Here is a 22,063-nt window from a genome sequence, read left to right as displayed (position 1 = left end):
CCGCGAAGCGGAGCGCAGATCCGGGATCCATAACCACAGGATCGGGTTTTGCGAAGACTGGTAACTCACATCTCGTGCCATAACCACGTCTTGTGGTTATGGGTCCCGGCCTTCGCCGGGACGACGGTTGAGTATGGGTTACGCGCGGAGTGAAATTACTCCGCGGCGCCCGCCGGCTCCGGCAGCTTGGCGCCGCTGCCGTAACGCTGGTCGATATAGTCGATCACCAGCGCCTTGAAGTCCGCGGCGATGCCCGGACCGCGCAGGGTGCGGAACTTCTTGCCGTCGACGAAGACAGGCGCGGCCGGCGCCTCGCCGGTGCCGGGCAGCGAGATGCCGATATTGGCGTGCTTGGATTCGCCGGGGCCGTTGACGATGCAGCCCATCACCGCGACGTTGAGCTGCTCGACGCCCGGATATTTGGTCTTCCAGGCCGGCATCTCGTCGCGGATGAAATCCTGGATCGAGCGCGCCAGCTCTTGGAACGTGGTCGAGGTGGTGCGGCCGCAGCCCGGGCAGGCCGCAACCAGCGGCACGAAGGTGCGGAAGCCCATGGTCTGCAGCAATTCCTGCGCGACCTGCACTTCCAGCGTGCGGTCACCGCCGGGCTCCGGCGTCAGCGAGATGCGGATGGTGTCGCCGATGCCCTGCTGCAGGAGAATGCCGAGCGCGGCCGAGGAGGCGACGATGCCCTTCGAGCCCATGCCGGCCTCGGTGAGGCCGAGATGGATCGCGTAATCCGAGCGGCGCACGACTTCCTGATAGACCGCGATCAGATCCTGCACGGCGGAGACCTTCGCCGACAGGATGATCCTGTTCTTGGGCATGCCGAGCTCTTGGGCGCGGGCGGCCGACAGCAACGCCGACTGCACCATCGCCTCGCGGGTCACCGCGCGGGCATCGCGCGGATTGGCCGACGCCGTGTTCTCGTCCATCAGCTTGGTGAGCAGCTCCTGGTCGAGCGAGCCCCAATTGGCGCCAATGCGCACCGGCTTGTTGTTCTTGTTGGCGATCTCGATGATGTCGGCGAACTGGGTGTCGCGCTTGTTCTTGAAGCCGACATTGCCGGGATTGATGCGGTACTTGTCGAGCGCCTCGGCGCAGGCCGGATACTCGGCGAGCAGCTTGTGGCCGATATAGTGGAAGTCGCCGATCAGGGGCGTGGTGATGCCGAGCTTGCGGAGGCCGTCACGGATGTGCGGCACGGCCGCAGCGGCTTCCTCGCGGTCGACGGTAATGCGCACCATCTCGGAGCCGGCGCGAGAGAGCGCGGCGACCTGGGCGATGGTGCCCTCGATATCGGCGGTGTCGGTGTTGGTCATCGACTGCACGACGATCGGCGCGCCGCCGCCGACGGCGACGTTGCCGACCATGACCTGCGTGGTGTGGTGCCGCGGCGCGGGACCGGCGACGTCGTCTTGCGGCAAAATCTCGGGCTTGTTCATGGCGTCTCGAATATCAGGTTTTGGTGACATTCACCAAGGGGACGATGGGCCTCGCGCGCGGCGGGCCAAACGGTGATGTTTCGGAGTGAATTCAACAGCTTATGGCGCCGATTGAGGCCAAACGCAAGCCATGCAGCGGCGTCCTGCATGCTCTGGCTATATTGGGCCGAATTGGGGTGAATCAAAGGGCAAAGTGACAGCTTTTCATGTGACCTGGCGGACTCCTTCCGGTTTGAACATGATCTTTCCGAAAAACCGGTACCCACTTTTTCGGATCATGCTCTAGCATCCCCTTAAGATCATTCCGGGAGGGCGCGACATGGCCGGCCATAGCGAGCTGATCACCACGGCGGAACTTGCCGACATCCTGACCCGACCGGAGCTACGCCTGTTCGACTGCACGACCTATCTGGAGCCGGCCCCGGCCGGCAGCGGCGTTCCCTATATTGTCGTCTCGGGCCGCCAGACGTTCGAGGCCGGCCACATCCCGGGCGCGAATTTTCTCGATTTACAGGCCGAGTTCTCCGACCCCCGCACCGAGCTGCGCTTCATGATGCCGCCGACGGCCCAGTTCGAGGCCGCGTTCGGCCGGCACGGCATTTCGGCCGGCAGCCGCGTGGTGCTCTATTCGATCGGCACGGCGATGTGGGCGACGCGGTTCTGGTGGATGCTGCATTCGCTGGGCTTTGACGGCGCCGCAGTGCTCGACGGCGGCATCGACAAATGGACCGCCGAGGGACGCGACATCGAGACCGGGCTTGCCGGCGGCTATCCGCAGGCGACGTTCTCGGCGCGGCCGAAGGGCGGCATGTTCGTCGGCAAGCGCGACGTGCTCGCCGCGACCACGGAGCGCGACACCGTGATCGTCAATGCGCTCGGCCCGCAATTCTATAAGGGGCTGGAGCCGAGCCGTTACGGCAGGCCCGGCCGCATCCCCGGCAGCGTCAGCGTGCCGGCGGCAACCCTGATCGATCCCAAGAGCAAGACGTTCGTGCCGCTTTCGGAGGCGGAGGCAACCTTCGCCGCGCAAGGCATCACCAGGGACAAGCGCGTCGTCGCCTATTGCGGCGGCGGCATCTCCGCGACCATCGACCTGTTCCAGCTGCATCGGCTCGGCTACGACAATCTCACGCTCTATGACGGGTCGATGGGCGAATGGGCAAAGGATGAGTCTTTGCCGATCGAAGTGGGGTAGTGGATGGGGCGTGAAGCCTCCTCCTTCGTCGTCCTGGCTTTCGCCAGGACGACGCTGAATGTTTGGCGCCCCTGTGAATCACACACCCGCGCTTTTGCTCGTCGGGTTATTTGTTGCGAGGGCGCGCGCTCTCTAACTCGTCATTCCGGGGCGCGCGAAGCACGAGCCCCGGAATCCATTCTCCACGAATGATGCGGCTCAATGGATTTCGGACTCTCGCCTACGGCGAGCACCGGAATGACGCATGGAGAGAGCGCCCCGGAATGATAGGGAGATCACGCCGGCACGTTCGGATCCGGTGTCACCTTCGGGTCGGGCTTGTTGACGAGATAAAGTCCCGCGATCACAAGCAGCGCCGCGACGCCGAACACAGGGGTCAGCGTGTCGTGCATGATGAAATAGGCGGCGACCACGCCGAACAGCGGCGTGACAAAGGTGAAGGCCGAGAGCTTGCTGGCCGAATAGGTCTTCACCATCGCAAACCAAATGACAAAAGTGCAGCCCACCACCCAGACCGCCTGATAGGCGAGCAGCGAGATCGACAGCGCGCTCGGCACGTGCTCGATCCGCTCGCCGGCGATCCAGGCGGCGAACCCGAGAATCGGAATCGAGATCGCGACCTGGTAGCCGAGCGCCTTTTCCGGCGCGGCCTTGCGCAACTGCGTGCCCTTGGCGACCAGCGTGGTCGCCGCCCACAGCGCGCCGCCGCCGACCACCATGAGGTCGCCGAGCAGCACCTTGGCATCGACATTCGGCTGCGGCACGCCGATCGCGAGCGCGACGCCGGCAAAACTTAACGCCAATCCGCTCCACTGCACGGTCGAGAGACGCTCGCCAAGGAATTGATGCGAGCCGAGCGCGACGAAGAACGGCGCGGTGTAGAGGAAGACCGAGGCGCGCGAGGCCGAGGTGAAGACGAGCCCGGTGAAGATCAGCACGAACTCGCAGCCGAACATCAGCCCGGCGATTACGCCCGGCAGCAGCGTGCCGTCGCGCTCGAAGAATTTGACGCCGCGCAGGCGGCCGACGATCAGCATGACCGGCAGCGCGCCTGAGGAGCGGATCAGCGCCTGCAACATCGGCGGCACATCAGGCAGCGCGAGCTTCACCGCCAGCTGGTTGAAACCCCAGCTCACGCACAGCATCAGCATCAATGCGATGGCGCCGGGCGGCAACCCGTGGCCGACGCTGACGGGCCTCGTGACGTGGGCTGTGATCGCTTGGGTCGACATGTTTCCTCGCGGGCCGGCTTGCTGCCGTTGTTGTTGCTATCGACTGGTTGCCCTCCCTCGCCCCGCTCTTGCGGGGAGAGGGTCGGGGTGAGGGGCTGTCTCCGCAAATTCGATGGAGGCGAGCGCGTGGAAAGCCCCCCTCACCCGAAATTCGCTCACGCGAATTTCGACCTCTCGCCGCAAGCGGGGCGAGGTAACTCTGAAGCTGCGCCGATGAGCCAGAACCATCCGCGCATCACGCCTTCTGGCAATGCGCGCAGGTGCCGGCGATCTCGACCACGGAGAGCTTCGGGATGAAGCCCGAGGCCCGCGCCGCGGCGGTCAGGCTTTGCGCGACGGGGGCGGCGGGAATTTCGCCGACCGAGCCGCAATGGTCGCAGATCAGGAACGCCACCATCGAGGTCTCGTCGTGGTCGTGCGCGCAGGCGAGGAAGGCGTTGCGGCTCTCGATGCGGTGAACGAGGCCGTTCTCCATCAGGAAGTCGAGCGCGCGATAAACGGTAATCGGTGCCGGCCGCGGCATCGTCTTGGCCAGTTCGTCGATCACCTCATAGGCGCCGAGCGGGCGATGGCTCGACAGCAGCGCCTGCAGCACCTGGCGCCGGATCGGGGTGAATTTCTGGCCGCGGCGCGCACAGACCTGCTCGGCATGCGCCATCGCGTCCGCGGCGCAGCGGCCGTGATCGTGGTCGGGGGCAGGAAATGTCGGCTTGGCCAGGCTCATTGCCCGGATATGTAGCATTTCTGCTCCCGTTCCCATAGCCCGGCCCAAGCCCGGTACCGAAGCCCAATACCCAAGGCCGGTACCTAAGCCAGTCCCTCACCGCCTTGCAGCCATGTGCACCATGCGGGGCAGCCTCCCGTTAACCTGGCATGCAGAATTCATAAGCAAGCTTATTATATTGCAAGCTTATGGAGACAGCATTGATGCGCAGTTCCGTGGACGCGAACTTCATGTTTACGCTCGGCGAATTGTTCCGGCTGATCCGCGTCTACGCCGACAAGGAGGCCGCGCGCTACGGCATCACCCGTGCGCAATGGGCCGTGCTGTCGAAGGTGGAACGCCAGGAGGGGCTGAAACAGACCGAGCTCGCCGAGTTGCTCGAGATGCAGCCGATCACCCTGACGCGGCTGATCGACAAGCTCTGCGACAATGACTGGATCGAGCGCCGCAGCGACGAGAACGACCGCCGCGTCAACCGCCTCTATCTGAAAAAGGCCGCGCGCCCGCTGCTCGGGAAGCTGGCCGGCCTGCGCTCCGAAATCACCGCGACCGCGCTCGAGGGCATCAGCCCTGCCGACGCGCATCGCCTGCTCACTCAATTGGAATCGATCAAGGAAAACGTTCGCAATGCCATCCAAAACCCAGCCGGCGAGCCCTCCCGAAAGGAACAACGCTATGGCTGAACCCGTCCTCAAGCTGGCCCCTGAACAGAAGAGCAATCCGGGCGTATCAGCGCCGTCGGGCAAGGCGAGCCGCGCGCCGCGCCGGCGCCTGATGGCGGGCCTGCGGCGCTATCGCCGGGTGCTGCTGCTCGTCGTGCTGCCGATCGTCGCGGTGATCGGCGGCGGCGTGTTCTATCTCAATGGCGGCCGCTATGTCGGCACCGACGACGCCTATGTCGGCGCGCAGAAGGTGCTGATCACGCCGGAAATCTCCGGCAAGATCGACAAGATCGTCGTGAAGGAAGGCCAGCACGTCAGGAAGGGCGACGAGCTGTTCGAGATCGATCCGGTGCCGTTCCGCCTCGCGGTCGACCAGGCCAAGGCGGCGCTCGACCAGACCAAGACCACCTATGACAATCTGGTCGACAACATCAAGATCAACACCAGGATGCTGGAATTCGCCCAGCAGAGCATCGAACTGAAGAAGAAGGACGTCGATCGCAAATCGACGCTCGCCAAGCAGAATTTCGGCTCGCAGCTCGACCTCGACAACGCCGCCAACGCGCAGGTCACGGCCGAGAGCCTGGCGCAATACATCAGGCAGCAGATCTCCAACGCCAAGACGCAATTGCTCGGCGATGTCGATTTGCCGATCGAGCGATTCCCGCCCTACGCCCAGGCCAAGGCCAAGCTCGACGACGCCCAGCGCAATCTCGATCACACCGTGCTGCGCGCGCCGATGGACGGCGTGGCGACCCAGGTCGACCAGATCCAGCTCGGCCGCTTCGTCGCCGCGGGCGCGCCGGTGTTCTCGGTGATCGACGTCGACCATCCTTGGGTCGACGCCAATCCGAAGGAAAGCGACTTCACCTATGTCGCGGTCGGCCAGCCGGTGACGCTCGACGTCGATGCGTTCCCGAACCACGAATTCAAGGGCAAGATCGGCTCGCTGTCGCCCGGCACCGGCGCGCAGTTCGCGATCCTGCCGCCACAGAACGCCACCGGCAACTTCGTCAAGGTGGTGCAGCGGGTGCCGGTGCGGATCTACTTCGACGAGAACGATCCGTTCGTGAAGAAGCTGAAGGCCGGCATGAGCGTCTACGCGACGATCGACACCAATCACCGCCGCACGCTGGCCGGCCTGCTCGGACTGCGCTCAGCCTCCGCGCACCCGGACCACGAGTAGGATGAAATGCGGTCGATAATCGACCGCAGAGACAGTGCGCTCCCTCTCCCGCTTGCGGGGGAGGGCTGGGGTGGGGGCTCTCTCCACGAGTCACCTTGCGGAGAGAGCCCCCACCCGGCGCTACGCGCCGACCTCCCCCGCAAGCGGGAGAGGTGACCCCCGACACATTCGACAAAGCGAGACCGACCTGAATGAATGCACCGTCACCATCCGCCGTGCCCGGCCTGCGCCGGAACATGGTGACGATCTGCGCGATGACCGCGACGATCATGCAGGCGCTCGACACCACGATCGCCAACGTCGCGCTGCCCTATATGCAGGGCTCGCTGTCGGCCTCGCAGGACCAGATCAACTGGGTGCTGACCTCCTACATCGTCGCGGCCGCGATCATGACCGCGCCGGTGGGCTGGATCGCCAACCGCTTCGGCCGCAAGCGCATCTTCATCATCTGCTCGGCCGGCTTCACCGTCGCCTCGGTGTTCTGCGGTCTGGCCCAGGACATCAACCAGATGGTGCTGTTCCGCCTGTTGCAGGGCGTGTTCGGCGCGGCGCTGGTGCCGCTGTCGCAGGCGGTGATGCTGGATTCCTACGCGCTGCATGAGCGCGCCAAGGCGATGTCGATCTGGGGCATGGGCGTGATGATGGGTCCGATCATGGGCCCCTCGCTCGGTGCCTGGCTGACCGAGACCTATTCGTGGCACTGGGTGTTCTTCGTAAATCTGCCGTTCGGCGCCTTCACCGTGCTCGGCCTCGCGGTGTTCATGGACGAGACCAGGCAGGACCTCAACCTGCGCTTCGACTGGTTCGGCTTCGGCGCGCTCGCGGTCGCGATCGGCGCGCTGCAACTCGCGCTCGACCGCGGCGAGCAGCTCGGCTGGCTGGAATCCAACGAGATCATGATCGAGTTCATTGTGGCGGCGGTCGGCGCCTACTTCTTCTTCGCCCATTCGCTGACCACCGACAAACCGTTCATCCAGTTCGCGATCTTCAAGGACCGCAATTTCCTCGGCGGCGTCGTGTTCATGACGGTGATGGGCCTCGTGCTGTATTCGACCATGGCGCTGTCCTCGCCGTATCTGCAGAACGTGGTCGGCTATCCGATCATCACCGCCGGCCTGTTGCTGGCGACCCGCGGCGCCGGTACCTTCGTCGCGATGATGCTGGTCGGCCGCCTGATGCGCTACATCGAGGCGCGCACGCTGATCATCTCCGGCCTGGCACTGACCGCGGCGTCGCTGTTCCAGATGACCGGCTGGACCGACATGACGCAGGCGAGCGAGATCATCGTCGTCAGCGTGATCCAGGGCTTTGGCTTCGGCCTCGTGTTCGTGCCGCTGTCGACGGTGGCGTTCCTGACGCTGCCCAACCAGCTGCGTACCGACGGCACCTCGATGCTGACGCTGTTCCGCAACGTCGCAAGCTCGATCGGCATCTCGATCGTGATCGCGCAGCTGACGGAAGGCGGGCGGCGGATCTACGCAAAGCTGTCGGAGCAGATCAATCCGTTCAACCACGCGCTGCAGATGCCCGACGTATCCGGCATGATCAACCTCAACACCGATGCCGGCCGCGCGATGGCCGACAGGATGGTGGCGGCGCAGTCGCAGATCATCGCATTCTCGCACGACTACCAGCTGGTGATGCTGTTCATCCTGGTCTCGATCCCGCTCGCACTGATGATCGGCTCGACCAAGGCCACGCTGCGCGCGCAGTCGGCGCCGCCGGATCATGCCGCGGTGATGGAGTAGGTTGCGGCCTGTTCTCTCCGAGCCCCGGAGCAAACTATCCAACCGTCATCCTGAGGAGCGCGCTCTTGCGCGCGTCTCGAAGGATCGACGGCCACCAGCGGGGCCGTGCATCCTTCGAGGCTCGCAAGAGCTCGCGCCTCCAGCGACAAAGGCGAAGCCTTTGCGCGGGGATGACGGGATTGGTGGCGAACCCCTACCAACGAGTGAAGAACCGCAGCCGCAACCGCGTTGACTTTCCGGGGCCTCCTCCCAATACTCCGCGAAAAACAAATACCCGTCGCGAATGACGGCTTCAGGGAGGACGCGATGCCGACTTCACGCAGGACGCTGCTGAAGACTTCAGCGGCTGCCGCCGCTGCTTTCAGCTTCGATTGGACACGCGCGCAGGCGCAGGCCGAAACGGTCCGGATCGGCGTGATCTACGACCTGACCGGCCCGTTTGCCGCCGGCGGCTCGGTCGCCTCCTCGATCGGCACGCAGATCGCGATCGATCTCGTCAATGAGAAGGGCGGCATCGGTGGTAAGTACAAGATCGCCCCGGTCAATGTCGATTCCCAGAGCAAGCCTGATGTCGCGATCAACGAGGCCAATCGCCTGATCGACCAGGAGAAGGTCGACATCCTCAACGGCGTGTTCGCGAGCTCGCACGCGGTGCCGCTCGCCGCCAAGGTCGAGCAGCAGAAGCGGATCCTCTGGATCACGACCGCGGTCTCGACCGCCGTGTTCAAGGACAAGAACCTGCAATACGTGTTCCGCGCGCAGATCCATTCCGACCAATACGGCCAGGCCTTCGGCGGCTTCCTCGCCGAGCACGCCAAGGCCAGGCTCGGCATTGAGCCGAAGGACGTCAAGGTCGCGCTGATCCATGAGGACGGTCCCTACGGCGTCGGCGTTGCCGCCGCCGACGAGATGTTCGCGAAGGAGGCCGGGCTGCAGGTCGTGCTCAAGGAGGGTTATTCGGCCTCCGCGCCCGATCTCTCGGTGCTGGTGACCAAATTGAAGCGCGCCAAGGCCGACATCATCTCGCATGCCGGCTACAACCCCGATATCACGCTGTTCCTGCGCCAGGCGCGCGAGAGCGGACTGAAATTCAAGATGCTGTTCGGTGCCGGCGCCGGCTACAGTCAGCTCGACAAGCTGCGCACGACATTCGGCGCCGACATCGACAATTTCTGCAACATCGACCCCGTTCCGGCGCAGTTGCTCGATCCCGCCAAGCTGGCGCCGGGGGTCGGCGATCTCACCAAGGTGATGGTCGCGCGCTACCGCGAGAAGACCAGCGCCACCGAAGTGCCGCCGCACTGCTCGATGGGCTTCAACCAGACCTGGGTGTTGCTCAACAATGTGCTGCCGGTCGCCAAGGAGAAATATGGCGGCTTCGATCCCGAGGCGATCCGCAAGGCGGCGCTCGATGTCGACATCCCGCCCGGCGGCACCATCCAGGGCTATGGCGTGAAATTCTATCCCCCGGGCACGCCGATGTCCGGCCAGAACGAGCGGTCGACGCCAGTCGTGATGCAGAACGCCGGCGAGCGCATCACCGTGGTGTGGCCGACCAACATCAGGACGCAGGATCCGGTATTCCCGCTGCCGAAGGGCTCGGTGTACGGGGCGTAGCGTTCGCGCGTTTGTTGGGGCGAGTTGGGAACCAGCCCCGTCATCCTGAGGTGCGAGCCTCTTCGGCGAGCCTCGAAGGATGCGCGGCCCCACTCTGGCCGATTCATCCTTCGAGGCTCGCTCCGCTCGCACCTCAGGATGACGGGGCTGGCATATGCACACATGAGACGAGAGCAATCATGCTGCTTTTCGCGCGCACCTACAGCACCACCCGCTTGCCCTCATCCGCGGCCCAATAGCCGGCGTAATTCACCTTCGTCGTCTCATACGCCAGCGCAAGGCCGGCGAGCGGCGCGCGGCCGGTTGCGACGCACTCCATGAAATCCTGGATCTCCTGCAGGTAGCCGCGGGTCCATTCCTCCTCGAGGCAGACATATTGCCAGCCGGTTTTGCGATCGACCTTCTCGGTGATGTAGACGGAGGCAAGCTTCTCCTCGGAGGTCTGGTAGCTCACGAGATGCGTGTTCGGCGTGATGTTGGCGAACAGCGAGCCGCCCGAGGTGTAGGTCTCGATCAGATTGCGCACGCCGCCCATGATCATGTCGCCGGAAAACACCGTGGCCTTGGTGCCGTCGGAGAAGGTCGCGGTCAGCGTGCCCCAATCCTCGACGTCGACCGGATTGGCCTTGATGTAGGTGCGCTCCTCGGGCCTGAGACCGGCGGTGACATTGCCGACATCGCAGGTGACGCTGGCAACGTGTATCGCCTCGCCGCGCGCGCGTGCCTCGACCTGCTTGAGATAGAGCACGGCCGACAGCGGATGGCAGCCCATCCGGATCAGCGAGCCGCCGCCGGTCATCGCCCACTCTGCGGCATGCGCCGCATGCGAGCCGGAATGGCTCTCCTCGCCCTTCATGAACAGGATCTTGTCGCCTGTCGCGCGGATGATCTCGGCTGTCTTGGTCACCGCCGGTGCGTAGATCCAGTCCTCGGCGTACATGAACAGATTTCCGCTGCGCTCGATCGCGGCGCGGGTCTGCTGCATCTCCTCCATCACGCGCTGGTACATCAGCGCCTTCGGGACGTGCTTGCCGATCGGCGCCTTGTCGCCATCGCGGCCGAAATAGCCGCTGAACGGCTTCTCGCAGATCACGTGCTTGCCGGCCTGCATGGCGTCGACGATCATCGCGGCATGGAGGTTGGGCGGCGTGCAGATGTCGATGACGTCGATATCACGGTCGGCGACCAGTTCGGCGAAGCTGCGATAGGCGTTCGGGATTTCGTGCTTGCGCGCGAACTCGACCACGTGATCGCCGCGCGCCGCGACCGCCCTCACCTCGACATCGACGCCATAGACCCGCCGATACGCAACCATGTGCAGCTCCGACACGAAGCCGCAGCCGGCCAGGCCGATTCTGATTTTTGTCATTGATGTCTCCGCCCTTCAAGCGGGCGGAGAGTAGCGTGCAGCCATCACGGCGTCGAACGCATTTCCCATCGCCGCATGCGACGGCGCCAGTCCCGTGAACAGCTTGAATGCATCGGCCGAGGCGTTGATCGCGAGGTCCCGTCCGGTCAGGACGCTTGCGCCCTTGGCTTTGGCCGCTGTCAGCAGCGGCGTCCAGAGCGGCGTGTAGACCGCGTCGGCAACCCACATCGAGCGATGCAGCAGCGCATCCGGCACCGGCGTCTCGCGGCTCGGCAGCATCCCGACCGGCGTTGCATTGACCAAGCCCACGGCGCCGTCCACCGCGATCGCGACGCTGCTGGCGTGGACCGCGTGGTGATCCCGCAGCTGGGCCGCAAGCTGCGCGGCATTGGCGGCATCGGCGTCGAAGATCCTGATCCCGGCGACGCCGAGGCCGGCGAGCGCGAAGGCGATCGCCTTGCCGACGCCGCCGGCACCGATCAGCGCGATCGGGCCGCGCGGCGCTGACGCAAGCAGCGGTTCGATCGCACGCGCAAACCCCGTCGCATCGGTGTTGTGTCCGATCAGCCGGGCGCCACTGGCGACGATGGTGTTGACCGCGCCGATCGCGCGCGCATCGGGTGCGAGGTCATCGAGCAGATCGACGACCGCCTCCTTGTAGGGAAAGGTGACGTTGACGCCGGCAAAGCCGAGCCGCCTGACGCCCTCCAACATCGCACGCAGATCGTCGCGCCCGGCGCCCTTCACCTCGATGAGCTGGTAGTGACAGTGAACGCCGAACGCGGCGGCCGCCTGCTCGTGCATCGCCGGCGCCGCCGAATGCGCGATCGGATACCCGATCAGACCGGTCAGGAAACGGTCGCGCATTGTCCCCCACGTTGGCAGTGCTCAGCTGATGCGGTCGAGCCGAGCATAGCTGTCTTCCATGCCGTGCTCCATGCCGGTCGCGAGCATCGCCGCGCGCGTCTCGGCATCCGGCAAGGTCATCCGCATCGTCATCACGGTGCCGCTGCCGTCGGGCGCAAACCGCGTCTCGACATGATTGTCCGGCGTCGGGTCCGGCAGATGCATGCGCTCGACATGCACGATGCGGCTGAACGGTTCGAGCACGACATACTCGCCGGTCAGATGAAAGCCGCCGCCCCTGCCGTCGGTCCATTCGTAACGGATCTTGCCGCCGGGCCTGAGCTCGCTGATGCAGACCGGCATGGCCCAGCCTTCCGGGCCGAGCAGCCACTTCTGCAGCAGCTCCGGCTCGGTATGCGCGCGATACACCGCTTCCGGAGGAGCGACGAAGCGCCTGGTGACAACGATATAGCGGTCGCCTTCGGTCTTCAGCGTCAACTTGCTCATGGGATACCCTTCACTTCTCAGGCTTCATGGCGGCCAGCACTCCGTCCAGCCGGTCGTAGTTGGTTTCCAGCGCCCGCCTGAGCATGCCGAGCCATTGATCGATCTCGGCGACCGCCGTCGGCGCCAGCCGGCACGGCCGCTTGGTGCCCTCAGCGCGCCGCACGATCAGGCCCGCGCCCTCGAGCACCTTGAGGTGGCGGGAGATCGCGGGCTGGGTCAGCTCGAACGGCTCGACCAGCTCCATCACCGTCGCCTCGCCGAGGGCGAGACGCGCGAGGATCGCCCGGCGGGTCGGGTCGGCGAGCGCGGAGAAGGCGGCGTCGAGGTTGGGCATGCTCAATCTCATCTCAGTTATATAACTAACTTGCTATATAAATGATTATGCATAGTCAAGCGAAATCCGCTGCGGCGAGGGCGCGCAGCGGATTTGGGTCGTCCCTTCAATGCTGGATTTGCGCGCCGCGGTGCGCGGTCAGCGGCTAGACGTCGAAGAACACCGTCTCGTTGTCGCCCTGCAGATGGACGTCGAACACGTAGGTGTTGCCCGCGCCGGCCTTGCGCTTCGCAATTAGCGTGGCGCGGCGATCGGCCGGCACCAATGCGAGCACGGGATCGCCGGCGTTGCCGGCTTCGTCGTCGAAATAGATCCGGGTGTAGAGATGCAGCAGCATGCCGCGCGCGAACACCGCGAGCACGATGTGCGGCGCCTGCGGCTTGCCGTCGGCGTCAGGCACCAGGCCCGGCTTGATGGTGTCGAAGGCATAGCCACCGCTCTTGTCGGTGCCACAGCGGCCAAAACCCTTGAAGGAGGAGTTCGGCAGCGCACGCGCATCCTGCGGGTCGGAGAAGCGGCCCTGGCTGTCGGCCTGCCAGATCTCCAGCATGCAATCCGGGATCACCGCGCCGTCGCCGTCATAGACGGTGCCCTCGACGCGAATCCGTTCGCCCGAGACGTCAGGCGTCAGCAGGTTGTTGGTGAAGGCGTCGTTCCATTCGTACTCGCCGTTCGGCGTCAGGCCATACTTGAAGTAGGGGCCGACGGTCTGCGAGGGCGTGATTCCATCAGGACGCGGGTTCGACACTTACCTGGTCTCCATCGGCGTGGCGTTGCGGCCGCGCAGCACGATATCGAAGCGATAGCACAGCGCCCATTCCGGTTGGGTGTTCTCGAGATCGAACGACGAGATCATCCGCGCCCGCGCCTTCTCATCCGTCACCGAGTTGAAGATCGGATCGAACGGGAACAGCGGATCGCCGGGGAAGTACATCTGCGTCACCAGCCGCGAAATGAAGGAATGCCCGAACACCGAGAAGTGGATATGCGCGGGCCGCCACGCATTGTGGTGATTGCCCCAGGGATAGGCGCCGGGCTTGATGGTGACGAACTTGTAATAGCCGGCGGCATCGGATTGCGTGCGGCCGGCGCCGGTGAAATTCGGATCGAGCGGCGCCGGATGCTGGTCGACGACATGGATGTAGCGGCCGCAGGCATTGGCCTGCCACAGCTCGACCAGCGTGTTGGGCACGCCGCGGCCGTCCTCGTCGCGCACATGACCGTGCACGATGATGCGCTCGCCGAGCGGCTCGCCCTTGGCCTGGATGGTGAGATCGTTGTCGTGCGCGCGCACCGTCTCGTGGCCATAGACCGGCCCGGTCAGCTCCGAGAGCGTGTGCCGCATCGGGATCAGCGGCTTCTGCGGCGAGCGCTTCACGGTGGAGCGATAGTCCGGCGACAGCCGCGCCGGATGGGCCGCAAGCGATTGCAGCGGATACAACAGGGTCATGGCGAATTCCTCCGCGGCCCACGCGCCCGGTGAGCTCACATCAGATCATTATAATGCATAACAAAATTGGGGAAGGGCTGTTTTCAGCCCTTCCAAGCCATTGGACTAGTTCAGCTTTTCGATCGCGACCGCGACGCCTTGGCCGACGCCGACGCACATAGTTGCCAAGGCAAGCTTCCCGCCCCGCTTTTCCATGCCGTGCACCGCGGTCAAAACCAGCCGCGCGCCGCTCATGCCAAGCGGGTGACCGAGCGCGATCGCGCCGCCATGCGGATTGACGAAATCGGCGTCTTCCTTGACGCCGAGCTGGCGCAGGCAGGCGATGCCCTGCGAGGCGAAGGCCTCGTTGAGCTCGATCAGGTCGAAGTCCGACACCTTGATGCCGAGCCGCTCGACCAGCTTCTTCGTCGCCGGCACCGGGCCGATGCCCATGATGCGCGGCGGCACCGCGGCCGAGGCGAGGCCGAGGATCTTTGCGCGCGGGGTCAGGCCGTGCTTCTTCACCGCAGCCTCGGAGGCGAGGATCATCGCGGCGGCACCGTCATTGACGCCCGACGCGTTGCCCGCGGTCACCGTGCCCGGATTGCGCACGATCGGCTTCAGCTTGGCGAGAGCTTCGAGCGTGGTCTCCGGCCGCGGATGCTCGTCCTTGTCGACCGTGATCGGGCCGGCCTTGCCGCCGGGCACCTGGATCGGCACGATCTCCTCGGCGAAATAGCCCGACGCGATCGCCGCGCCGGCGCGCTGCTGCGAGCGGATCGCCATCGCGTCCTGATCGGCGCGCGAGACCTGGAATTCCTCGGCGACGTTCTCGCCGGTCTCCGGCATCGCATCGACGCCGTACTGCGCCTTCATCAGCGGGTTGATGAAGCGCCAGCCGATCGTGGTGTCGTAGATCTCGGACGAGCGCGAGAAGGCTTCCGCGGCCTTGCCCATCACGAACGGCGCGCGCGTCATCGATTCGACGCCGCCCGCGATCGCGAAATCGATCTCGCCGGCGCGGATGGCGCGGCCCGCGGCACCGACCGCATCGAGACCGGAGGCGCAAAGCCGGTTCAGGGTCTGGCCGGGAACCGATTCCGGCATGCCGGCAAGCAGCAGCGCCATGCGCGCGACATTGCGGTTGTCCTCGCCGGCCTGGTTGGCGCAGCCGAAAAAGACCTCGTCGACCTGATTCCAGTCCAGCGTCGGATGCTTGGCCATCAGCGCCTTGATCGGGGCCGCCGCGAGATCGTCGGCGCGCACCTTGGCGAGCGAACCGCCGAAACGGCCGATCGGAGTCCGGACGGCATCGCAAATATAGACATCACGCATTGAATCTCTCCCTGAATGCCGCGACTTAGGCGCTGGATCGGCTGGAACTTGGGGTGAGTTTTAGGAGCGTGCCCGCGACAGGTCAATTGACGGCACTGCGCGCCCTGCACGCGTTACCGTGAGGGCTGACATAATTGGCACCGTGGACAGGGTGGAAAACTCCGCCTTCGCGGATAGGACCGCATGGCGAAATTCTGTAGTTTCCGCTCCCTCATGACCATTCAGCAGCCCATCCCCGTTCCGCCCGAGCCCGCTCCCGCCGCCGAGGCGCCGTCGCGCGTCACGCCGATGATGGAACAGTATCTGGAGATCAAGGCGGCCCACCCCGGCCTGCTGCTGTTCTACCGGATGGGCGATTTCTACGAGCTGTTCTTCGAGGACGCCGAGATCGCCTCGAAGACGCTCGGCATCGTGCTGACCAAGCGCGGCAAGCATCAGGGCATGGACATCCCGATGTGCGGCGTGCCGGTCGAACGCTCCGAGGATTACCTGCATCGCCTGATCGGCGCCGGCCACCGCGTCGCGGTGTGCGAGCAGACCGAAAATCCGGCGGAGGCAAAAGCCCGCGGCAACAAGAGCGTGGTCCGCCGCGGCGTGGTGCGGCTGGTGACGCCGGGCACGCTGACCGAAGACACGCTGCTCGACGCCCGCACCAACAATTACCTGATCGCGATCGCGCGCGCCCGTGGCTCGGCCGGCGCGGATCGTCTCGGCCTCGCCTGGATCGACATCTCGACCTCGGAATTCATGGTGACCGAGTGTTCGACCGCGGAGCTTGCGGCGACGCTGGCGCGGATCAATCCGAACGAGGCGATCGTCACCGACGCGCTCTATAGCGACAATGAACTCGCGCCGACCTTGCGCGAGCTGCCGTCGGTGACGCCGCTGACCCGCGACGTGTTCGACAGCGCCACCGCCGAGCGGCGGCTGTGCGACTATTTCGCGGTCGCGACCATGGACGGCCTGTCCGCGATGTCGCGGCTGGAGGCGACCGCCGCGGCCGCGGCCGTCACCTATATCGACCGCACCCAGGTCGGCAAACGTCCGCCGCTGTCGCCGCCGGCGCACGAGGCCGCCGGCACCACGATGGCGATCGACCCGGCGACCCGCGCCAACCTCGAACTGACGCGGACGCTGGCCGGCGAACGCCGCGGCTCGCTGCTCGATGCGATCGACTGCACCGTCACCGCAGCCGGCTCGCGCCTCCTCGCGCAGCGCCTTGCCGCGCCGCTCACCGATGTTGCCGTGATCGCGCGGCGGCTCGACGCGGTCTCGGCCTTCGTCGCGGATTCCGCCGCGCGCGAGGACATCAGAACCGTGCTGCGCGCGGCGCCCGACATGTCGCGCGCACTGGCGCGGCTCTCGGTCGGCCGTGGCGGCCCGCGCGACCTCGCCAGCCTGCGCGACGGCATCCTTGCCGCCGACCAGGCGCTGGAGCTGCTCGCGCAACTCAATGACCCGCCGGCCGAGGTTTCGACCGTGATGGCGTCGCTGCAACGTCCCTCGCGCGACCTGGCGCGGGAATTTTCGCGCGCGCTTTCCGAACAGCTTCCGCTGATCAAGCGCGACGGCGGCTTCGTCCGCGAAGGCTATGAAGCCGCGCTCGACGAGAGCCGCAATCTCCGCGACGCCTCGCGCCTCGTCGTCGCCGCGATGCAGGCACGCTATGCCGAGGACACCGGCATCAAGACGCTGAAGATCCGGCACAACAATGTGCTGGGCTATTTCGTCGAGGTCACCGCGCAGCATGGCGACAAGCTGTTCGCGCCGCCGCTGAACGCGACCTTCATCCATCGCCAGACGCTGGCCGGTCAGGTTCGTTTCACCACCTCCGAGCTCGGCGAGACCGAGGCCAAGATCGCCAACGCCGGCGAGCGCGCGCTCAATCTCGAGCTCGAGATCTTCGAGCGGCTGAGCGCGCTGGCGCTCGCCGCCAGCGACGATCTGCGCAACGCCGCGCATGCCTTTGCGATCCTCGACGTCGCGACTTCGCTGGCGAAGCTTGCGATCGACGACAATTACGTGCGGCCCGACGTCGACGGCTCGCTCGGCTTTGCGATCGAGGGCGGCCGCCATCCGGTGGTCGAGCAGGCGCTGAAACGCGACGGCCAGCCGTTCATCGCCAATGCCTGCGACCTGTCGCCGGCGCCGGGACAGAAGTCCGGCCAGCTCTGGCTGATCACCGGCCCGAACATGGCCGGTAAGTCGACCTTCCTGCGCCAGAACGCGCTGATCGCGCTCTTGGCGCAGATCGGCTCTTACGTACCGGCGTCGCGCGCGCGGCTCGGCATCGTCGACCGGTTGTTCTCGCGCGTCGGCGCCGCCGACGACCTGGCGCGCGGCCGCTCGACCTTCATGGTCGAGATGGTCGAGACCGCCGTGATCCTCAACCAGGCGAGCGAGCGCTCGCTGGTCATCCTCGACGAGATCGGCCGCGGCACGGCGACCTTCGACGGCCTGTCGATCGCCTGGGCCGCGATCGAGCATCTGCACGAGAGCAACCGCTGCCGCACGCTCTTTGCCACCCACTATCACGAGCTGACCGCGCTCTCGGCCAAGCTGCCGCGGATGTTCAACGCCACGGTACGGGTCAAGGAATGGCAGGGCGACGTCGTGTTCCTGCACGAGGTGCTGCCGGGCTCCGCCGACCGTTCTTATGGTATCCAGGTCGCAAAACTCGCCGGCCTGCCGCCCGCCGTGATCACGCGCGCCAAATCGGTGCTGGCAAAACTCGAAGCCCAGGATCGCGGCCAGACCGCGCGCGCGCTGGCGGACGACCTGCCGCTGTTCGCCGTGCCCTCCCGCGCCGCAAGCGAGGACAAGCCGCCGAGCGAGGCGGATTTGCTGGTCGAGGCGGTGAAGGCACTGCATCCCGACGAAATGTCACCGCGCGAGGCGCTGGATGCGCTGTATGCGTTGCGGGCGAAACTGCCGAAGCAATAATTGCGTAGCCCGGATGCGCTGCGCTCCATCCGGGCTACGAATTCGTAGGGTGGGTTAGCGAAGCGTAACCCACCGATTCTTGCGCAAGATATGGTGGGTTACGCCTTCGGCTAACCCACCCTACGTTTCTACGCCTTCGCGGCATTCCGCCGCCCGATCTGCCACAGCGCCAGGTTCCAGACGATACAGGTGACGAGCGCGCAGCAGAGGCCAATTGGCGAGCCGAATTGTAGCACCGCGACGTGCAGCACGGCGATGCCGAGACCGAAGCCGAGCAGGCCCCAGGCGCTGTTGGCGAGCACGGCGGCGGTCGCGGGGCCGCCGATCCGCGGATGCAGGATCAGCATCATCGAAGAGAACACAATCGGGAACAGCGCGATCACGCCGGTGACGCGCGGACCGACCCAGGTCGACGCGGTGACGACCGTACCGACCAGGCTCGCGACCAGCGCGGCGCGCAGCGGAATGTCGTACCAACGCCGCGCGATCAGCGGCATTTTCGCGACGTGCCGATAAGGCCTGAGCAGCGGAATGCAGATCGCAAACGCAATCGCATTGAGGATCAGCCCGCCGGCGAGTGTCCACGCGAACTGACGGATGATGGTGCCGAGCACGAGCCACAACGCGATCGCGGAACCCGCACTGATCCACATGCTGCAGCGCTGCGCCAGCACGGCATAGGTGAGGCCCATAAAGATCGTCGCCGCATTGACGGGCAGGCTCGACAGCGCGCCCTCGGCGATGAAGGCCGCGTCATGGTCGAGCGCGAGAAAGGTGTAGGACGGCCCGGCCGAGATCGGCAGGGTGGCGATCAGCGCGCCGATCACCGGCCCCGAACGTTCTGTGATGATGGACGCGCTGACCACGAAGGCGGCGGCAACCGCCATGCGCAGCACGAGGAGCAGGACGAAGTGGAGTTCGGGGGACATTCTGCGCCATCCCGGCGAAGGCCGGGATCCATAACCACGACTATTCGTGTGGAGCGAAGTCGTCGGGCAGCGGAGCTTGAATCGAGATGACACGGCGTATGGGTCCCGGCTCCCGTGCGCAATTGCGCACTAGGCCGGGACGACACCGGTGAAAGCGGCTACACCCGCTGCATCGTCACCGACACTTTCGGGCCGTTCTTGATGGTCTGATAGACCACGCAATAACGCTCGGTGAGCTTCAGCAGCAGATCGAGCTTGTCCTGCGGCGCGTCGGTGCCGACGTCGAAGCGGAGCCGGATCTCGCGGAAGCCGACCGGGGCTTCCTTGTCGACGCCGAGCGTGCCGCGGAAATCGAGATCGCCCTCGGCGAACACGTTGCCGACCTTCAGCGGCACCTCGACCGCGGTCGCGACCGACTTCAGCGTGACGCCGGCGCAGGCGACCAGCGCCTCCAGCAGCATATCGCCGGAGCAGAGCTCAAGCCCCGAGCCGCCGGTGGCGGGATGCAGGCCGGCGACCGCGAGCGCGCGGCCGGTTTCGACCTTGCAGGAGAGGCTTTCGCTGTCGATCGTGCCCTTGGCCTTCAGCGTGATCACGGCGGCCTGGGGATCGGACTTGTAGCGCTCCTTGATCGGAGCCTGCATTGCGCGGAGTTCGGCGGAGTCCATGGTTCTGCTCCCGGCTGTTCTTCTTTATGCCGATGTAAGGCCTTAATGAGCCGATGTCACCACCACATCGCCTCGCCGGCGCTGGATTTGTCCGTGACGTCACGCACCGAACGGTCCAGCGAGCGGTCGAGCGCGGTCAGCACGCGGCGCTTGAAGGTATCGAACAGCTCCGATTTGCGGTCACGCGGCCGCGCCAGATTGATGGTGATCTCCTCGAAGAGCCGGCCCGGCCGCGGCCGTATCACCAGCACGCGGTCGGCCAGCACCACGGCCTCATCGACGTCGTGGGTGACCAGGATCAGGGTCGGCCGTGTGTCGGCCCAGAGATCGAGCAGATGGTCCTGCAAATCGCGCCGCGTGAAGGCATCGAGTGCCGAGAACGGCTCGTCGAGCAGCAGCACTTCAGGCTGCGGCACCAGAGCGCGGGCAATCGCGACCCGCTGCGCCTGCCCGCCGGAGAGCTCGCGCGGCCAGGCCGCAGCCTTGTCGGCGAGGCCGACGCGGGCCAGCGCCGCGGCGACCCGTTGGCACCTCACATCAGCCGGGAGGTCGGCGAGACCGAAGCCGATATTGTCGGCGACGCTGAGCCAGGGCAGCAGCCGCGGCTCCTGGAAGATGATGCCGATCTTGGCGTGCGGCGACGTGATGACCGCATTGTCGAGTATCACGCTGCCGATGCTTGCGCGATCGAGGCCGGCGATGGCGCGCAGCAGCGTCGACTTGCCGCAACCGGAGCCGCCGATGATCGCGATGATCTCGCCGGGCTGGACCTCGGCCGAGAAGCGTTCCAGCGCATGGACGCCGTTCGGATAAGTCTTGCCGACATTCTTCAGTGCCAGCATCACTGCCCTCCCCGCGCGCCGAACGCATCCTGCCAGCGCAGCAGCGGCGTCGTGGCGACCTCGATCAGCCAGTCGGTGAGCTTGCCGAGGATCGCGAAGATCACGATCGCGGCGAGGATCTGCGCCGGCTTGCCGAGCTGCTGGCCGTCGATCAGGAGATAACCGAGCCCTTCGGAGGCGCCCATGAATTCGGCGGCGACCACGAACATCCAGCCCAAGCCAAGGCCGACTCGGAGCGACACCACATAGGCCGGCAGCACCGCCGGCAACAGGATGCGGCGGATCATCGCAAAGCCGGAGAGCCGGAACACGCGGCCGACCTCGACCACCTTGCGATCGACTGACAGGATCGCGCCCATCACGCCGAGATAGATCGGAAAGAACACGCCGACCGCGATCAGCGCGACCTTCGAGGTCTCGAAGATGCCGAGCCAAAGGATGAACAGCGGCACCCAGGCGATCGAGGGGATCGCACGCAACGCCTGAACGGTCGGGTCAAGCAACCGCCGCGCCAGCCCCCAATAGCCGGAGATCGCACCCATGACGGTGCCGGCGACAACGCCGAGCGCAAAACCGGCGCCGACGCGCCATAGCGTGGCAAGGATATGGCGCGACAGCTCGCCGCTTCCGGCGAGCGCCACGATGGTCTCGAACACCTTCGACGGCGGCGGCACGTGGCGGCCGTTGGAATAGCCGAGATGGACAACCAACTCCCAGCCTAGCGTGAGCGCGGCCGGCAGCACGAGCCCGAGCACGGGGCGCGCATAACGCGACGACCGCGCCGACGCCGCACGCGGCGCGGCCGTCTGTTCCAGCGCGGGCAGGTCAACGGTCATGGCCATAGCAAGAACTATTCTTCCGGCGGGATTGCAAGGTGGGGTTCGCCTAACTCCATCCCCCTCGTCCCGGGCAAGCGAAGCGCGACCCGGGACCCATATGTGGACGGCCCCCGTGGCACAAGAGCTTTGTGAGGTTTGATCGGATCGCTTGCATCCATATGTCCGGCCTATTGATGCGGCTTGTCGGACCGCTGGCCAAGATGGTTTTTCGCG

The 22,063-nt window shown here is 65.6% G+C and carries 20 protein-coding genes; 6 read left to right on the top strand and 14 right to left on the bottom strand.

The genetic code is table 11. From position 1 onward, the window contains the following. Nucleotides 1-155 precede the first annotated feature (155 nt). Nucleotides 156-1,445, bottom strand: a complete 1,290-nt coding sequence (gene ispG / locus AC066Y_RS37020) for a flavodoxin-dependent (E)-4-hydroxy-3-methylbut-2-enyl-diphosphate synthase (protein ID WP_478278162.1) — start codon at nucleotides 1,443-1,445, stop codon at nucleotides 156-158. Nucleotides 1,446-1,764: 319 nt separating this feature from the next. Here ispG and AC066Y_RS37015 point away from each other — a divergent pair, with 319 nt between their 5' ends. After that, nucleotides 1,765-2,640, top strand: a complete 876-nt coding sequence (locus tag AC066Y_RS37015) for a sulfurtransferase (protein WP_478278161.1) — start codon at nucleotides 1,765-1,767, stop codon at nucleotides 2,638-2,640. A gap of 275 nt (nucleotides 2,641-2,915) precedes the next feature. Here AC066Y_RS37015 and AC066Y_RS37010 read toward each other — a convergent pair whose 3' ends face one another. Beyond that, a complete protein-coding gene (locus AC066Y_RS37010; RefSeq protein ID WP_478278189.1) occupies nucleotides 2,916-3,791 on the bottom strand; it encodes a DMT family transporter in 876 nt (291 codons plus the stop codon). 316 nt (nucleotides 3,792-4,107) lie between these two features. Further along, nucleotides 4,108-4,596: a Fur family transcriptional regulator gene (locus tag AC066Y_RS37005; protein ID WP_092120279.1), complete on the bottom strand. Its 489-nt coding sequence runs from the start codon at nucleotides 4,594-4,596 to the stop codon at nucleotides 4,108-4,110. A 200-nt stretch (nucleotides 4,597-4,796) separates the two neighbouring features. On the opposite strand from AC066Y_RS37005, the gene AC066Y_RS37000 reads away from it, so the two are divergent. From AC066Y_RS37000 to AC066Y_RS36985, 4 genes are all read left to right on the top strand, one after another. Further along, nucleotides 4,797-5,279, top strand: a complete 483-nt coding sequence (locus tag AC066Y_RS37000) for a MarR family winged helix-turn-helix transcriptional regulator (RefSeq protein WP_478278160.1) — start codon at nucleotides 4,797-4,799, stop codon at nucleotides 5,277-5,279. Continuing rightward, on the top strand, nucleotides 5,272-6,444 hold the full coding sequence (locus tag AC066Y_RS36995) for an HlyD family secretion protein (RefSeq protein ID WP_478278159.1): 1,173 nt from the start codon (nucleotides 5,272-5,274) through the stop codon (nucleotides 6,442-6,444). Before AC066Y_RS37000 ends, AC066Y_RS36995 begins: the two co-directional genes overlap by 8 nt. 191 nt (nucleotides 6,445-6,635) lie before the next feature. Further along, entirely contained in the window at nucleotides 6,636-8,192 is a 1,557-nt protein-coding gene (locus AC066Y_RS36990) for an MDR family MFS transporter (protein WP_478278158.1), read from the top strand. 306 nt (nucleotides 8,193-8,498) lie between these two features. Continuing rightward, nucleotides 8,499-9,809, top strand: coding sequence for an ABC transporter substrate-binding protein (locus tag AC066Y_RS36985; RefSeq protein ID WP_478278157.1), 1,311 nt, complete (start codon nucleotides 8,499-8,501; stop codon nucleotides 9,807-9,809). Nucleotides 9,810-10,008: 199 nt separating this feature from the next. Here AC066Y_RS36985 and AC066Y_RS36980 read toward each other — a convergent pair whose 3' ends face one another. The 7 genes from AC066Y_RS36980 to pcaF all read right to left on the bottom strand — a co-directional run bounded on the left by AC066Y_RS36980 (nucleotide 10,009) and on the right by pcaF (nucleotide 15,629). Next, nucleotides 10,009-11,178, bottom strand: coding sequence for a Gfo/Idh/MocA family protein (locus AC066Y_RS36980; RefSeq protein ID WP_478278156.1), 1,170 nt, complete (start codon nucleotides 11,176-11,178; stop codon nucleotides 10,009-10,011). Between the two features lie 15 nt (nucleotides 11,179-11,193). Beyond that, nucleotides 11,194-12,045: a shikimate dehydrogenase gene (locus AC066Y_RS36975; RefSeq protein ID WP_478278155.1), complete on the bottom strand. Its 852-nt coding sequence runs from the start codon at nucleotides 12,043-12,045 to the stop codon at nucleotides 11,194-11,196. 21 nt (nucleotides 12,046-12,066) lie between these two features. Further along, complete coding sequence (locus AC066Y_RS36970; protein WP_478278154.1) at nucleotides 12,067-12,531, bottom strand: SRPBCC domain-containing protein; 465 nt, start codon at nucleotides 12,529-12,531, stop codon at nucleotides 12,067-12,069. A gap of 10 nt (nucleotides 12,532-12,541) precedes the next feature. After that, nucleotides 12,542-12,865, bottom strand: a complete 324-nt coding sequence (locus AC066Y_RS36965) for an ArsR/SmtB family transcription factor (protein ID WP_478278153.1) — start codon at nucleotides 12,863-12,865, stop codon at nucleotides 12,542-12,544. A 145-nt stretch (nucleotides 12,866-13,010) separates the two neighbouring features. Further along, nucleotides 13,011-13,613, bottom strand: a complete 603-nt coding sequence (pcaG, locus tag AC066Y_RS36960; protein ID WP_478278152.1) for a protocatechuate 3,4-dioxygenase subunit alpha — start codon at nucleotides 13,611-13,613, stop codon at nucleotides 13,011-13,013. Further along, nucleotides 13,614-14,315, bottom strand: coding sequence for a protocatechuate 3,4-dioxygenase subunit beta (pcaH, locus tag AC066Y_RS36955; RefSeq protein ID WP_478278151.1), 702 nt, complete (start codon nucleotides 14,313-14,315; stop codon nucleotides 13,614-13,616). 105 nt (nucleotides 14,316-14,420) lie between these two features. Beyond that, a complete protein-coding gene (gene pcaF / locus AC066Y_RS36950; protein WP_478278150.1) occupies nucleotides 14,421-15,629 on the bottom strand; it encodes a 3-oxoadipyl-CoA thiolase in 1,209 nt (402 codons plus the stop codon). Between the two features lie 213 nt (nucleotides 15,630-15,842). Here pcaF and mutS point away from each other — a divergent pair, with 213 nt between their 5' ends. Next, complete coding sequence (mutS, locus tag AC066Y_RS36945; protein ID WP_478278188.1) at nucleotides 15,843-18,572, top strand: DNA mismatch repair protein MutS; 2,730 nt, start codon at nucleotides 15,843-15,845, stop codon at nucleotides 18,570-18,572. Between the two features lie 128 nt (nucleotides 18,573-18,700). Here the strand turns inward: mutS and AC066Y_RS36940 are convergent, their stop codons facing one another. The 4 genes from AC066Y_RS36940 to AC066Y_RS36925 form a co-directional block, all read right to left on the bottom strand. Then, nucleotides 18,701-19,501 (bottom strand): hypothetical protein, encoded by an 801-nt coding sequence (locus AC066Y_RS36940; protein WP_478278149.1) that lies wholly within the window; start codon nucleotides 19,499-19,501, stop codon nucleotides 18,701-18,703. 158 nt (nucleotides 19,502-19,659) lie between these two features. Then, nucleotides 19,660-20,169 carry an OsmC family protein gene (locus AC066Y_RS36935; protein WP_092120317.1) on the bottom strand — a complete coding sequence of 170 codons (510 nt, stop codon included), beginning with the start codon at nucleotides 20,167-20,169 and terminating at the stop codon, nucleotides 19,660-19,662. Nucleotides 20,170-20,225: 56 nt separating this feature from the next. After that, nucleotides 20,226-21,011, bottom strand: a complete 786-nt coding sequence (locus AC066Y_RS36930) for an ABC transporter ATP-binding protein (protein WP_478278148.1) — start codon at nucleotides 21,009-21,011, stop codon at nucleotides 20,226-20,228. Continuing rightward, nucleotides 21,011-21,847 (bottom strand): ABC transporter permease, encoded by an 837-nt coding sequence (locus tag AC066Y_RS36925; protein ID WP_478278187.1) that lies wholly within the window; start codon nucleotides 21,845-21,847, stop codon nucleotides 21,011-21,013. The genes AC066Y_RS36930 and AC066Y_RS36925 overlap by 1 nt, the downstream gene beginning before the upstream one ends. Nucleotides 21,848-22,063: the final 216 nt, after the last annotated feature.

It is taken from the genome of Bradyrhizobium sp. USDA3010 (assembly GCF_056429065.1).
This window is presented reverse-complemented; position numbering and strand designations above follow the sequence as displayed.